Genomic DNA, 13465 nt, shown 5'->3' with positions numbered 1-13465 from the left:
AATCGAGAGATTCATAAGAAAACGTCATCCTTTCTAGTCTAGCTTTTTTAGAAAGAATAACGTTTTTTTACACTTGGGGGTAGTGAAGATTTTTAAGTTGATGGGCATGTACAATGAAAGGAGAAAGTGAGGAATCGTCTATGGATCATCATTCCTACACAACGGAAGAAGTAGCAAAGCGATTAAAAGTATCAAAATTAACTGTATACGACTTAATTAAAAAAGGAGAACTTCCTTCTTATAGAGTTGGTAGACAGATGCGCATTGATGCAGCAGATTTAGATCAATATATAAAGCAAATGAAAACAGGAAAAGTACAAGTTAATCCTGTAAAAAACGATGGTAGTAGTATCTTGAACACGTGTATTATTAGTGGTCAAGAACTAACGTTAGATATGTTAGCTAAACGTATAGAAAATCGTTTGCCAAGTTCTAATGTTTTAAGAGCGTATCAAGGTAGCTTAACGAGTTTAGTGAAAATGTATCAAGGAGAAGGAAGTATCGTTAGTTTGCATTTGTTTGATGGTGAAACGGGTACATATAATATTCCTTACGTAAAACGTATTTTAGTAGGACAGCCATGTCTTATGATTAATTTATTGTCCAGAAATGTAGGGTTTTATGTTCAAAAAGGAAATCCGAAGAAAATAAAGACATGGGCTGACATATCCGGGTCCACTATAAAGTTTGTGAATCGAGAAAAGGGTTCTGGTATTAGAGTGTTAGTGGATGAACAATTACGAATCCAAAAATTAAATAAAGCTGATATTAGTGGATATGAATGGGAAGAATCGAATCATCTTGGTGTTGCCACGCAAGTTGCAAATGGAAAAGCTGATGTAGGAGTAGGTTCAGAAAAGTTTTCGCAAATTGTAAATGTGGACTTTATTCCAATCATGAAAGAACAGTATGATTTAGTAATTTTGAAGAATAAAGAAAATGAAGAGCTGATTGAAGTTGTGAAAGACATTCTGCAATCGGAAGAATTTCATAATGAATTAAATGCGATTGGCGGATATGATATTACGAAAACAGGTCAAATTGTATATGAAATAAAGTGAAACTTTAATCAGTGGGGGGTTCTTCATCCCCCACTGATTATTAGCCTTCACCAATCGGACTTTTATGGGCAGCCCGACCCCTACCTAACTTCTTTGCTTTCGCTGAATTTTGAGGTGGGGGTCTTACTGCCCATTAAAGCGGGACAAACTAAAAAGCTGCTTGTCTATAAGACGAGCAGCTTTTTCTATATATAAAGGGGTTTGGGGAAACAAAGTGTTAAATAAGACCTTGAGCAAGTGTATAAATGAAAGCCGTAAGAAGAGTAGCTCCACTTGCAAGTCCGATAAAGTCTGATTTGTTGAAAGTAATGTTGTTCATTATAATCTCTCCTTATTTGTTTAATGTAGTTGCAACAGCTTTTGCATCGACAAGTGCGGATAGCACCATGCCCATTGTATTTAAAAATTTATTTGATTTCATATTGTTCATCATGCGTATCCGCTCCTTTTCGAGTTGTTGTTGCCCTGCTTATGTCTTAATTATAGGGAATATGGATACTTGCAACTATCGAATTAGCTTACGAAAGACTTACACTTTTGTAAGAAAAAAAGACATTCATGTAAGAATGTCTTTCACAGCATATTGATATGATGATGGTCTTCAATTGTTTTTAAAAAACTACGCATTGAATTCGTCATATAGCTATCTTTACGGCGTATGAAAACCGTTGAAATACTGCCGTATTTTTCAGGGATTGCATGACAATGTACCTTACCTGCTTTAGAAAGATGATGGACAGCAGACTGTGGTACGAGTGTAATTCCGAGACCGAGTGCAACACTGTTTAATATTGTCTCTAATATATTGAATTCCATAATTCTTTTTGGTAGCAAACCTTCATCTTTAAGCCAACGTTCTAGTTTGGAGCGGTATCCACATCCTTGGTTAAAAACGAGTAGAGGCGTTGTTGTAAATTCTTCTATATGAAAGGCTTTATTTTGTGTTATAAGCATTAATTTCTCTGTACTAACATCGTATTGTTCGATTAGTGGATGTTTAATAGGACCTGATATAAAGGCGCCATCTAATTGATGATCAAGTACTTCTCTAATTAATTCTTCTGTTAGACCTGCTTGTAATGATAAATCGACATTCGGATAACTTTTATAGTAAGAAGATAAAATGGTAGGCAGTGTACTTACTGTTTCGACTGTACCGATTTTTAATATACCAGAAGGTGTTTCGCTATCTAAAAATACTTGTTTTAGTTCGTCGACATCTTGCAAAATTTTACTAACATAAACGAGCATTTTTCTTCCTTCAGCTGTTAAAGTCATTCCTCGTTTATGGCGGTAAAAGAGTGGGGTTTTTAATTCGTTTTCTAGTTGTTTAATACGTGCAGTTACATTTGATTGTACATAATTTAATTCCTTTGCTGCGCTACTTACACTACCCTGATCGGCAACGCTTTTAAAGATTTGTAAGTCTCGTAATTCCATTTTGTAATCCCCCTTGATGTTAACTATCATTATAAATGATAGTTAACATCATTTTGAATCATTTTACGTGATATATTTTTTCTTTTACAATTCTCTTTGTGCAAATAGAAAGAAACGGGGGATTGCGGTGAGAAGAGGTCAAATGATAATAGGGGCTTTGGCGTGTTTAATTGCGAGTATGTCATGGGGAGCGATGTTTCCAGTTGCTGATCATGCACTAGAATACATAGATCCATTTTATTTTTCGCTTATTCGCTATGGAGCAGTGGCGATAATGCTGATTGTATTGTTGTTAGTGAAAGAAGGAAAACAGGCATTTTGTTTAGAGGGAAGAGGAAAGTTACTCGTCTTTTTTGGAACGATGGCATTTACAGTATATAATGTCCTCATATTTTTAGGGCAAATGTTAATGGGTAAGTCGGGTGTAATGGTAGCTTCCATTATGGAAGCACTTATGCCGATGATTTCTATTTGTATTTTATGGGGATATAAGCATATAAAACCGAAGAAGTATATGATAACGAGTATGGTTATTGCTTTTGTAGGAGCTGTGTTTGTTATTACAAAAGGTGACATGAGTTTCTTTGTAACATTGAAAGATAATATGTTCCCATTAGCGTTTATATTTATTGGTGTTGTAGGGTGGGTTATTTATACGATGGGTGGTCAAACTTGTAGTGATTGGTCAACATTACGTTATTCTACGTTGACGTGTGTATTCGGTACGACTGTTACAGCGATTATAACGGTAATTATTACGTCGCTTGGATATATTTCAGTTCCGAGTATGGGAACGATTTCTATTGTGAAATATGATTTGTTATTTATGATGACATTGCCAGGTATTGTAGCGCTACTTGCTTGGAACTATGGTGTGAAAATTTTATCATCCATTAATGGGATTTTATTTATTAATTTTGTACCAATTACGACTTTAGCTATTATGATGATGCAAGGGTATCAAATCACAATGTTTGATATTATAGGGACTGTACTTGTTATTGCAGCGCTTATTCGCAATAACGTTTGTCAGAGAAAAGAAGAAAATATAAATAAGAGAGTTTTACAAGAAGAACAATTACGTCAAGCTGTTTAATAGGCAAATGGAGGATTTCACATGTTAGAAAGTTTATTGTTTTTCTTCGCCGTCGGAGTTGCCTGTGAGCTTGCAGCAATTAATCGAAATGGTCGTAAAAAGATAAAACAACAAGCTGAGCTAATACAGCTTTTAAAAGAATTGAAAGAAAGAAAAAATTAAAAAGACGACCGGGCATAGACGGTCGTCTTTTTCTATATAAAGGGGAAAGGGGACACAAGGTTATACAAGCATAGCAGCGTAAATAAAAGCAGTAAGAAGAGAGCCGCTAGCTAATCCTAAAAAGTCTAATTTGTTAAAAGTGATGTTATTCATAATGAGTTCTCCTTACTTGTTTAATGTAGAAGCAACAGCTTTTGCGTCGAAAAGAGCTGATAATATCATGCCCATTGTATGTAAGAAATTGTTCATTTTCATATTGTTCATCATATCAATCGACTCCTTTTCGAATAGTTGTTGCCCTGTTTCTGACTTAATTGTATGAAATATAGTGAGAAGTAACTATCGAATTAGCTTACAAGAAAATTACACTTTTGTAAGAATTGAAATTTAACAATTCATACTTAATTTTATTACCAACTCCTAAAACTTAGTGTTATAATCGTTATAAGAATATGATTATACTTCGGATGTTTAGAAAGGAACGAAACCAATGTATAAACCAATTACATTTTTGTTGAAATATATATTTAAAACAGCTGGGAAAGTAGAAGTGCAAGGAAGAGAAAAGTTACCGGAAGGTGGTCCGTATGTTGTTGCGTGTACACATACAAGTTTTATGGATGTATTAATGTTAGCTACAGGGATGTACCCAACTCAAATTCATTACATGGCAAAAAAAGAATTATTTGAAGGGAAATTCAAAAATTGGTTCTTTAAAAATGTAAATGCATTCCCTGTAGATCGCGCGAATCCGGGACCAAGTACACTTAAAATTCCATCACGTTTATTAAAAGAAGGAAAGGTAGTAGGGATTTTTCCGAGTGGAACGAGATCAGCGGAAGATGTTTCATTAAAAGCGGGTGCTGTGACAATTGCGATGCGTTCTAATGTACCTTTAGTGCCGGCAGCTTATGTTGGTCCATCAAGTGTAAAAGAATTAATAAAGGGGAAAAAGGCACAATTGATTTTTGGAGATCCGATTCAAATTGAGGCTGGAGAACAAATAGATCGAAAAACTGCTATGAAAATGATGACAGATCAATTAAATGAGAAGTTTGAGGAGTTAAAAGAAGCTTTGCAATCAAATCAAAAATAAGAAAAGACGACCGGGCATAGACGGTCGTCTTTTCTATTACTATTTATAATAAAGGGGAAAGGGGACACAAAGTTATACAAGCGTAGCGGCGTAAATAAAAGCAGTAAGAAGAATCGAGCCACTAGCTAGTCCTAAAAAATCTAATTTGTTAAAAGTGATGTTATTCATAATACATTCTCCTTACTTGTTTAATGTAGAAGCAACAGCTTTTGCGTCGAAAAGAGCGGAAAATACCATGCCCATTGTATGTAAGAAATTGTTCGTTTTTATTTTGTTCATCATATTAATCCGCTCCTTTTCGAATAGTTGTTACCTTGTTTCTGACTTAATTGTATGAAATGTTGCGGAAAGTCACTATCGAATTAGCTTACAGAAAAATTACACTTTTGTAAGAGAAACGAATGAAGGTGTAATGATAAGAAGATTTGACATATGTTCATGAGATTCATTAAGTTAAAGGTAGAGGTGAGTGTATGGCTAATATTAAAGATATTGCAAAGATGGCGGGAGTTTCAGTTACGACTGTTTCGAGAGTGTTGAATGATCACCCATATGTAAGTGAAGAAAAAAGAAAAGCGGTTATAGAGATAGTTGAGAAATTGAATTACTCGCAAAACGCAAATGCTGTTCATTTATCAAAAGGAAAAACGAATATTGTTGGTGTGATTTTACCGTATATTAATCATCCGTGTTTTGATGCGATGGTGAGCGGAATGATGGAGACTGCGTTAGCGCATAATTACAGGGTGCTACTTTGCCAAACGAATTATAATAAAAAAGAAGAAATGAAAAGTTTACATATGTTAAAAACAAAACAATTGGATGGTCTTATTATTTGTTCACGTGCAAATGATTGGGAAACGATAGAACCGTATGCTTCTTACGGCGCAATAATTGCTTGTGAAGACAATGATATTTCAAACATCTCAAGTGTATATACGAATCATTCAGCGGCCTTTCAATTAGGAATGGATTATTTGATTGAGAAAGGTTATAAAAAAATTGGTTATTGTACGGGAAGAAAATTAGGGCCGAGTAGTCAAAAGCGTTTTGATGTTTATAAACAGCAATTGCAATCTATAGACGAAGAGGTTAATGAAGAATGGATTTTTACAGAATGTTTTACACTAGAAGATGGTGTAAAAGTGGCTCATAAGTTAAAAGAGATGCAGGATCTTCCTGAAGCATTAATAGTAGCAGGTGATGAAGTTGCGATTGGGGTTATGACAGAGGTTGAAAAATTAGGTATTCAAGTTCCTGAGGATTTAGCGATTATTGGCTTTGATAATCAACCTATCTCGCAAGTGTTACAATTGACAACTATTGATCAAAATTTAAAGGAGATAGGGAAAACTGCTTTTGAAATGTTGCATAGAAAAGTGAATGACGAGAGTTCTGAACAAGAAAAGCTGGAAATTCCATACGAACTTGTGGAACGCTCTACAGTTTAATCGTAATCCGCTATGTGTATAATCGCATAACGGATTATTTTTTTGAAATATCTTTGACAGGAAACGCGTTTCATACTTTATAAAGGAGTTAAACCGGTCTGTAATAATCCATGGATTCTTTTCAAGTGTTAATGCAGTGAATAGAATTTGGAGGAATATGCATGAATGAACTTTTATCGAGTATGAAAAAGTATGTAGATGATGATGAAAAGATTCTGGCTTTTGTGGTAGGGATATTTGAGAAGGATAATTTTATATTATCGTATCAACATGGGGTTTTTGTTGCCACTACTAGACGTCTCCTTTTTTACGGGAAATTTCCGTACTATTCTTCAACATTTAAAGAGTATTCATATTTGTATATAGATAGCATAGATTTTCATCCGTATTTTGAATTTACTTGTAGTCATGAAACCGTTCGCGCTAAGTATATTCAGAAAGGGAATGTGGAGCGATTTGTCCGTGCAGTTAGAGCAAATATGAATAATTAGTCAACCCTCTGTTTAAACATAATATTTCAATTTTTAAGAGGGAAAATGCGGAATAAAAACCACTTCTAAACCTCTAGGAGATAGTGATACAATGTCAAATGGGGGGAGGGTATGAACTATGGTTAATCAACGTATAAAGGAAATAACACTAATTACAATTGGTTCATTATTATTCGCAATTGGTATTAATTACTTTGCAATTCCAAACCGTTTATCGGAAGGTGGAATTATTGGTTTAACGGTTGTTACGTACTACTTATTTGATTGGTCACCAGGAATTGTGAACTTTGCTATAAATGCAATTTTACTAGCTGTTGGTTATAAATTTTTTGATAAGAAAACAATGATTTATACAATTTTAGGGATTGTAGAAACATCTTTGTTTTTATACGTTACAGAACATATTGAGTATCATGTAAATAGTGATACATTATTAGCAGCTTTATTTGCTGGTTTATTTGTGGGAATTGGATTAGGTTGTATGTTCAAAGCCGGAGGTACATCGGGAGGATCAGCAATCTTAGCTCAGTTAGCAAATCAATATTTAGGTTGGAGTGTAGGTAAAGGCGTACTAATTATTGATATTGTTGTAATTGCTGGTTCTGTATTTATAATAGGGCAAGAAAAGGCGATGTATACACTTGTGGCTGTGTTCATTGGAGCGAAGGTGATTGATTTCATTGTAGAAGGAATGGACACAAAAACGGCTGTTACGATTATTTCGAATCAACCAGATTTAATTCGTGAAGCTATTACGAAAAATATGACACGCGGTGTTACTGTATTAGAAGGGCGCGGCGGATATACTGGTAAAAATAAAGAAGTTTTATATGTTGTTATTAATAAACAAGAGCTTGTTAAGTTAAAACAAGTTATTAGCCGGGTAGATGAAGATGCTTTCGTTGTTATACATGATGTACGTGATGTACTTGGCGGTGGCTTTAAAGCAAGCTAAAAGGTGAACGAGCAAATTCGTTCACCTTTTTTAATTCTTACAAAAATGTAAGTGTAATGTAATGAGATTCAATAGTAGATTTTATTCCCCCTTTTTAAAATGGATGTATATATATCCTGCAGAGGAGGAATGTTTATTATGAAGAAAAAAATGATCACTACTATAATAGCGATGATAGTGATAGTAGTAATGTTACTGCCTACGAAACTTGGACCAGTTATCGATAAATATAATCCATTTTATAAGACGAAAGAATACTATACGGTTGTGAATACAATTGGTCAGCATATTGGTGATGAGTGGTATGAATATGAATTTATTGCATTCGATGAACGTGGTAGAGAGCAGAAAATAAAGAAAACGGTTAAGCATATGTTAAAGAGAGATGAAGCATTAAAGGTTTTTGCAAAAGGACGTTACGGTGAATCGATTGAAGAGATTGAGGTTGCAAATATTCCTATAAATGCGAAGAGCAAACTTTTAACGATGAGATAGTGAAATATACCCCCGGCTATTTTTTGTCGAAAATAAAAATACTGGGTAATGGTATTTTGAGGTTAACAAAAAAGCCTTAGTCCATATAGACTAAGGCTTTTTTATTATATAAAGGGGAAGGGGGTACATTGTAGTAGCATGGGTGAAAGGTATAAGAAGAGTAGCTACTAGCAATGTAATTTGGTTATGTGAGTGTTCTTCTTATTTGGCTTACTTTCTAACTTTATTGTACGAAATATAAGTAAGGGGAACTATCGAATTACATTACACATAACTTACAAACATGTAAGCCTTCTGTAATGTAATTCGATAGTTAAAAGATAGTAATTTTCATATAGTGTAACTAGAAAGTCTCAATGTATTACTTTCTGTTTGTAATGAAGAATGAAAAACCAACTAATTTTTAATAATCCTCATCTGAATAAAGATGGGGATCCTTTTTTAAACCTTACAACATTGTAAGGTTTACGTAAGTTAATTCGATAGTAAATTTGTCATATTTTTTGCATAATAGATACAGATAGAAAAATAATTAGGGATCTAGTAAGAAGGGAGAAGAATGGGATGCGTAAAGAAGAAGTAGTGAAGTTACCAATTAAAGATTTCTGTAGCTACTTTACTGTTGCCGTAGTGTGTATTGGATTATTTGATATCATAACAAACTTAATTGTTAAATAATATAGATGCTAAAACAAGAAAGGAAGTCCTTTCTTGTTTTTTTATGGGGGCATAAAGATGAAATGGATTGATAGTCATATACATGTTGATCAATATAAGGATGAAGAGAAGAGCAGATTGCTGAAAGAGGTGGAAAATAGTAAGGAAATAAAGGGGCTTATTGCAGTATCTATGAATTATCAATCTTGTAAGGAAACGTTATCTTTAGCGAAGAAGTATCCCTTTATATATCCAGCGATAGGGTTTCATCCAGAGCAACAGATTCATAAAGAAGAGTGTGAACAGATTTATCAACTTATTGAACAGAACGCAGAGGAAATTGTTGCGATTGGTGAAGTAGGTTTGCCCTATTATTTGAGAAAAGAAGATGAAAGAATTGCTGCAGATCCATACATAGCTGTATTGAAAAAATTTATAGAACTAGCTAGTAAGTATAATTTGCCGATTGTATTACACGCAGTTTATGAAGATGCTGACATTGTATGTGATTTGCTAGAGAAATATAAAGTTTCACGTGCACACTTTCATTGGTTTAAAGGAAGCGATGAAACAATGAAACGGATGATGAGAAATGGTTATTATATTTCGATTACACCGGATGTTTTACATAAGGAGAAGATTAGAAAAATCGTTTCGTATTATCCGCTTGAATATATGATGGTAGAAACAGATGGTCCGTGGGAATTTCAAGAAGATGTTATAACGCACCCAAGAATGATTCGAGAGGTATTAAAGGAATTTAGTTCTATAAAAAACATATCCATTGATAAGGTCGCAGAAACAATATATGAAAATACAAGTCGATTTTATTTGAAAGGATAGGAGAATTATAGTTTTAATCATGTAACGGAAAAAGTAAAAGTTGAATTTATTTAATAAAATGCCACGGTTTGATATAGGACAAAAAACCACCAAGCGTTCCGCTCGGTGGTTTTGTATTAGGATTCTAATTTTTTCGCACGTTTTAATAATAAAAGAAAGACAATGATAACGAACCCTAGCATAAGGAAGAAGCCATATTGCTTTATATAATCAATTATGTCATTCGCACTGGTTGGTTTTTCAACGTGAATGCCGTCTTTATTCGTCGTAATATGAATATCTTTCATTTTTACTTCATTCTTTTCCTTTTGTAAATCAATCCATTCTATATTTGGAATACTTTCTAGATCCTTTAACACTTCTTTTAATGGTTTCGCACCTAAGTAAGGATGATAGAATGCACCAATAACTCCATCGGATAATTTAGAAACAGATAGAGCACGTTCTTTCATTTTAGCAGTAGTTTTTGGCGTATCTTCTTCAATAAATCCGACTGTTTCAGGCAATAGTTTCATTCCATGTAAAAATGATGGAGTACTTGTATAATATGGTGAGTGCATGGATTTCCAAGTTGTATCATTTAACTGTAGTTGTCCTACATAAGTTGAAAAGTACCTTGATAATATTTCATATCCTTTTTGAGACATCGTGTAATGAGGTGCTTCAAAGGCAACAGGATATAGTTTAGCATCTACAAGTTCTTGAATTCCTTTTTCGATATGATCTTTCGTATATTTTTCCTCGAATTCTTCCCCTTTTTTTACATATTGGTTATATGCCTCTATATTTGGAAATTCATCTTTTGTCTTCGGTTTTTCATGCTTCGGTTGGCGAATTGGTTGATCTGTTTTTACATCCCAAAATTCAAAGCCTTCACCTGTTTCACTGTCATAAAATTGGTGAGTATAACCATGCATAATAATTGCTGCACCATCATCTTGCATAGAGCGTAAAAGATCAACTAGTTCTGGTTTATCTTTTAAATGTATTATCTTTCCTGTATCTGGATCTTTATATACCGGAATAACAGTAATCATGTAAGGCATCTTTTTCTCTTTTAGTAATTCAGCAATTTCTTTCAATTGATTTATATCTGCTGCGGGGTGAACATCCTCAAGGCGTAAATAAGCTTCAACTTTATTTTTCGTTGGTTTTTGGCTGAAATAAGAAAATAACATTTCACCGACGTAATGAGACATCCAGTCAAAGAGGTTAGGTGTTGCAACATAATAAGATGTTTCATGCTGAACGATTAGTGGGTTAGTGTTATTTGAGCTTAAGGCGTTAGCAAGCACAGTTCCATTCGTATCAAATGATTGAATTAATCGTTCCTCCTCTAAGGTATTTTTTAGCTTCTTGTCTGGATATTCAATTTTATTAACTCGTATATCATCACTATTCAAAGTAATGAAAGAAAAACGCTTAGATAATTGTTCAACATTTTGTCCTAATACTAATACAGGGCCGGAGAAGTTTTCTAGAAATTGTTTCGTTTCATCAGAAAACGCTTCTTTTGTTTCACCGATATAAACAATATGTGTATAGGAGGATACGTTATTAATTGAAGTTGCTTCTTTTAAGTTTTTTACGGTTATATCATTTGTAAAATGTCCTAATTGAGTATTAAGGATTTGGACATTATTTGAAAATTTATCGTCTAGTGTACTATACAAAACAAGTACTTTTGGTTTTGATGATGTTTGTGCAGAGGTGTAGGTAGGGATGAGTAGTAAAATGCTGAACAAGAGTGTTAGGCATTTTTTCATTTTGTATGCTCCTATTCTATATATAGAGTTCAGTTTACAATTATATACAATAAATGCGTTATAGTCTATGAAAGTTACATTTTTGCACGTATTTACCAGCTGTTTTTTCACAAAATCGGTCTAAAGCATGATGATAATATGTATAGTTATTTGCTATGATAAAAGAGTAATAGAATGTAGGTAATTGTAAAGGGAAGGCTGAAAGGGGACAAATTTCAGCGGAGAAAGAGGTAGAGGTAGTGAAGAAATTCTTTGTAGGATTTTTAGTTGTTCTTGGAGTATATTTATATTTCCAAGGAAAGTCTGAAGGAATGGATAAGCTAGTGAATGGAACAAGCTATGTTGATTCAGAAGAAGCAAAACAGATGAAACAAATCATTATAGAGGAAGCGAAGAAAGTAAATCTTCCAGAATGGATACCTCTTGCAATTGCCGAGCATGAAAGTCGATTAAATCCAAGAAGTGTTGGAGATAATGGAACTTCATTCGGATTGTTTCAACTACACCGCGGCGGCGGGCTTGCACCAGAGCATTTAACTGATGATGAGCTGAAAGATCCACGTACAAATGCGCAAATTGCAATGCCGCATTTAATGAAAGGATATAAGCGTGGGGTGCAAAAAGGTTTGACTGATTTTGCATTACTGAAATATATAGCGAATACATCTGGATGGCCAGGGAATTTAGGGCCAGAGTGGACGGATAATAACATGAAGTATAACATCGGATTAGAAGATGTGTACTATCGAAATAAAGGTGTAATAAAAGAGTAGGTTTTCTATACCTACTCTGTTTTTTTATGAATAATTTCATCCTTTTCTTTCGTGAAATACTGCGTGAGTTGTATTTTCACCTCTTCTAGTTTTGTAGAAACTTGCGGTATTTTATATCCTACATACAATGGTGAAACGACAAATCTAGGTACAACTTTACAAATAATTTTTCCATTTAAGTAATAGAAGAATAAGTTATAACTACTGCATCCTTTATGGAAATCTGTCAGTATGTAACGTACAGTTTGCTGAATGTAATTTGCCATTTCATCTATATATGAAATATTATCAATGATTATATTGAATTCAGTGAAGCCAATAATGGGACGCTCTGAAATATTAAGCTCAATGCGTTCATTTTTTTGAACAATTAACCCTTGGAAATTTTCTTCTTCAATATTTTCAAGATAATCTACATATTTCATTCCGATAATTTGCATGTGTGCATGATGCAAACTTCCACCTGAAAATGGACCGTGATTTTTATATAAAATCACAGATGCGAACTCTTCGTTCTTCTGTAAGTGTAACCAATGTTGAATAGAAAATTGCAGTAATTTTCTCATATGTTCTTTTGTATATGTTGCGATATGATCTTCGCAATTATCGGTTTCGATTAACACTGTTTGAAATGTATCTTGTAATGTAGGAAATTTATTTTTTAACCAAATAATAGAACCATCAGTTGCTAAAATATCCGTTAATTGTTCTTTATCGCAAAATGGACATGCAGCGCTTCTATTCCGAATACTTTCTGGTTTTTGTTTACCGATATCGTTTAAAAAATATAGTTGTTGTGTATCCATTTGTATATATGCCCCTTTAAAATATGTGTAAAAATCCCGCTTAATACATTCGGGAAAAGGAGAAGGAAATCCTCTAAAGGAATAGGGGAAAAATAAAAGACAAGATATCCTCATTACGATAGGGTACCTTGTCTTTTATTTTTTCTCTAATAGCGTGTATGGATAATATAGAACATTTTCATTATTTTTCTTTTTTCTCTTTTTTATTGTGTATAAGGTAATTGCTGTGCTTGCAATTATAATAATGGCTTTCTTCATATTCATATACCCCTCGTATATTAATATTTAAGCCCTATCTCAGGCTTAGTTTTACTCTCTAATAAGAGTCCAGTAATAAAGAAAATACTTGGACGTCTCAAGATATTTCTAGATA

The 13465-nt window shown here is 33.7% G+C and carries 17 protein-coding genes; 10 read left to right on the top strand and 7 right to left on the bottom strand.

Annotation, left to right across the window (positions count from 1 at the left end; translation table 11 throughout):
- Positions 1–140 precede the first annotated feature (140 nt).
- Positions 141–1061, top strand: coding sequence for a substrate-binding domain-containing protein (locus MR168_RS28895; RefSeq protein WP_006919713.1), 921 nt, complete (start codon positions 141–143; stop codon positions 1059–1061).
- Positions 1062–1278: 217 nt separating this feature from the next.
- Here MR168_RS28895 and MR168_RS28890 read toward each other — a convergent pair whose 3' ends face one another.
- Both MR168_RS28890 and MR168_RS28885 read right to left on the bottom strand, forming a co-directional pair.
- Complete coding sequence (locus tag MR168_RS28890) at positions 1279–1380, bottom strand: DUF3948 family protein (protein ID WP_001060017.1); 102 nt, start codon at positions 1378–1380, stop codon at positions 1279–1281.
- A gap of 254 nt (positions 1381–1634) precedes the next feature.
- Positions 1635–2501 (bottom strand): LysR family transcriptional regulator, encoded by an 867-nt coding sequence (locus MR168_RS28885; RefSeq protein WP_000423031.1) that lies wholly within the window; start codon positions 2499–2501, stop codon positions 1635–1637.
- A gap of 127 nt (positions 2502–2628) precedes the next feature.
- Here MR168_RS28885 and MR168_RS28880 point away from each other — a divergent pair, with 127 nt between their 5' ends.
- Together MR168_RS28880 and MR168_RS28875 are read left to right on the top strand one after the other, a co-directional pair.
- A complete protein-coding gene (locus tag MR168_RS28880; protein WP_002180311.1) occupies positions 2629–3597 on the top strand; it encodes a DMT family transporter in 969 nt (322 codons plus the stop codon).
- 21 nt (positions 3598–3618) lie between these two features.
- Entirely contained in the window at positions 3619–3759 is a 141-nt protein-coding gene (locus tag MR168_RS28875) for a YrzO family protein (RefSeq protein ID WP_000894065.1), read from the top strand.
- Positions 3760–3819: 60 nt separating this feature from the next.
- Here the strand turns inward: MR168_RS28875 and MR168_RS28870 are convergent, their stop codons facing one another.
- Entirely contained in the window at positions 3820–3912 is a 93-nt protein-coding gene (locus MR168_RS28870; RefSeq protein ID WP_081631312.1) for a DUF3948 family protein, read from the bottom strand.
- 337 nt (positions 3913–4249) lie between these two features.
- Between MR168_RS28870 and MR168_RS28865 the strand changes: the two genes are divergently transcribed.
- Positions 4250–4855 (top strand): lysophospholipid acyltransferase family protein, encoded by a 606-nt coding sequence (locus tag MR168_RS28865; RefSeq protein ID WP_000277778.1) that lies wholly within the window; start codon positions 4250–4252, stop codon positions 4853–4855.
- Between the two features lie 72 nt (positions 4856–4927).
- Here the strand turns inward: MR168_RS28865 and MR168_RS28860 are convergent, their stop codons facing one another.
- The gene (locus MR168_RS28860) at positions 4928–5023 is read right to left on the bottom strand and encodes a DUF3948 family protein (RefSeq protein WP_001059999.1); all 96 of its coding nucleotides are present in this window, start codon (positions 5021–5023) and stop codon (positions 4928–4930) included.
- Positions 5024–5328: 305 nt separating this feature from the next.
- On the opposite strand from MR168_RS28860, the gene MR168_RS28855 reads away from it, so the two are divergent.
- The 5 genes from MR168_RS28855 to MR168_RS28835 all read left to right on the top strand — a co-directional run bounded on the left by MR168_RS28855 (position 5329) and on the right by MR168_RS28835 (position 9747).
- A complete protein-coding gene (locus MR168_RS28855) occupies positions 5329–6306 on the top strand; it encodes a LacI family DNA-binding transcriptional regulator (RefSeq protein WP_001273903.1) in 978 nt (325 codons plus the stop codon).
- 161 nt (positions 6307–6467) lie between these two features.
- The gene (locus MR168_RS28850; protein WP_086412138.1) at positions 6468–6797 is read left to right on the top strand and encodes a PH domain-containing protein; all 330 of its coding nucleotides are present in this window, start codon (positions 6468–6470) and stop codon (positions 6795–6797) included.
- 118 nt (positions 6798–6915) lie between these two features.
- Entirely contained in the window at positions 6916–7752 is an 837-nt protein-coding gene (locus tag MR168_RS28845; protein WP_000248045.1) for a YitT family protein, read from the top strand.
- Between the two features lie 138 nt (positions 7753–7890).
- Entirely contained in the window at positions 7891–8247 is a 357-nt protein-coding gene (locus MR168_RS28840; protein ID WP_000728422.1) for a YxeA family protein, read from the top strand.
- Positions 8248–8982: 735 nt separating this feature from the next.
- Entirely contained in the window at positions 8983–9747 is a 765-nt protein-coding gene (locus tag MR168_RS28835; RefSeq protein WP_086412139.1) for a TatD family hydrolase, read from the top strand.
- Positions 9748–9863: 116 nt separating this feature from the next.
- Here MR168_RS28835 and MR168_RS28830 read toward each other — a convergent pair whose 3' ends face one another.
- Positions 9864–11513, bottom strand: a complete 1650-nt coding sequence (locus MR168_RS28830; RefSeq protein ID WP_086412140.1) for a DUF2334 domain-containing protein — start codon at positions 11511–11513, stop codon at positions 9864–9866.
- 239 nt (positions 11514–11752) lie between these two features.
- Here MR168_RS28830 and MR168_RS28825 point away from each other — a divergent pair, with 239 nt between their 5' ends.
- Positions 11753–12286, top strand: a complete 534-nt coding sequence (locus MR168_RS28825) for a transglycosylase SLT domain-containing protein (protein WP_000713249.1) — start codon at positions 11753–11755, stop codon at positions 12284–12286.
- An 11-nt stretch (positions 12287–12297) separates the two neighbouring features.
- Here the strand turns inward: MR168_RS28825 and MR168_RS28820 are convergent, their stop codons facing one another.
- A complete protein-coding gene (locus MR168_RS28820) occupies positions 12298–13092 on the bottom strand; it encodes a DUF4931 domain-containing protein (RefSeq protein WP_006919727.1) in 795 nt (264 codons plus the stop codon).
- Between the two features lie 135 nt (positions 13093–13227).
- Positions 13228–13356 carry a hypothetical protein gene (locus MR168_RS28815; protein WP_002023099.1) on the bottom strand — a complete coding sequence of 43 codons (129 nt, stop codon included), beginning with the start codon at positions 13354–13356 and terminating at the stop codon, positions 13228–13230.
- Between the last annotated feature and the right edge of the window lie 109 nt (positions 13357–13465).

Source organism: Bacillus cereus group sp. BfR-BA-01356 (assembly GCF_022663635.1).
GTDB classification, from domain to species: domain Bacteria; phylum Bacillota; class Bacilli; order Bacillales; family Bacillaceae_G; genus Bacillus_A; species Bacillus_A cereus.
This window is presented reverse-complemented; position numbering and strand designations above follow the sequence as displayed.

What these genes read in the sequence shown, in the direction of transcription:
- MR168_RS28895 (WP_006919713.1), top strand. Translation starts at nt 141, where the DNA reads ATGGATCATCATTCCTACACAACGGAAGAAGTAGCAAAGCGATTAAAA.
- MR168_RS28890 (WP_001060017.1), bottom strand. Translation starts at nt 1,380, where the DNA reads ATGAACAACATTACTTTCAACAAATCAGACTTTATCGGACTTGCAAGT.
- MR168_RS28885 (WP_000423031.1), bottom strand. Translation starts at nt 2,501, where the DNA reads ATGGAATTACGAGACTTACAAATCTTTAAAAGCGTTGCCGATCAGGGT.
- MR168_RS28875 (WP_000894065.1), top strand. Translation starts at nt 3,619, where the DNA reads ATGTTAGAAAGTTTATTGTTTTTCTTCGCCGTCGGAGTTGCCTGTGAG.
- MR168_RS28870 (WP_081631312.1), bottom strand. Translation starts at nt 3,912, where the DNA reads ATGAATAACATCACTTTTAACAAATTAGACTTTTTAGGATTAGCTAGC.
- MR168_RS28865 (WP_000277778.1), top strand. Translation starts at nt 4,250, where the DNA reads ATGTATAAACCAATTACATTTTTGTTGAAATATATATTTAAAACAGCT.
- MR168_RS28860 (WP_001059999.1), bottom strand. Translation starts at nt 5,023, where the DNA reads ATGAATAACATCACTTTTAACAAATTAGATTTTTTAGGACTAGCTAGT.
- MR168_RS28855 (WP_001273903.1), top strand. Translation starts at nt 5,329, where the DNA reads ATGGCTAATATTAAAGATATTGCAAAGATGGCGGGAGTTTCAGTTACG.
- MR168_RS28850 (WP_086412138.1), top strand. Translation starts at nt 6,468, where the DNA reads ATGAATGAACTTTTATCGAGTATGAAAAAGTATGTAGATGATGATGAA.
- MR168_RS28845 (WP_000248045.1), top strand. Translation starts at nt 6,916, where the DNA reads ATGGTTAATCAACGTATAAAGGAAATAACACTAATTACAATTGGTTCA.
- MR168_RS28840 (WP_000728422.1), top strand. Translation starts at nt 7,891, where the DNA reads ATGAAGAAAAAAATGATCACTACTATAATAGCGATGATAGTGATAGTA.
- MR168_RS28835 (WP_086412139.1), top strand. Translation starts at nt 8,983, where the DNA reads ATGAAATGGATTGATAGTCATATACATGTTGATCAATATAAGGATGAA.
- MR168_RS28830 (WP_086412140.1), bottom strand. Translation starts at nt 11,513, where the DNA reads ATGAAAAAATGCCTAACACTCTTGTTCAGCATTTTACTACTCATCCCT.
- MR168_RS28820 (WP_006919727.1), bottom strand. Translation starts at nt 13,092, where the DNA reads ATGGATACACAACAACTATATTTTTTAAACGATATCGGTAAACAAAAA.
- MR168_RS28815 (WP_002023099.1), bottom strand. Translation starts at nt 13,356, where the DNA reads ATGAATATGAAGAAAGCCATTATTATAATTGCAAGCACAGCAATTACC.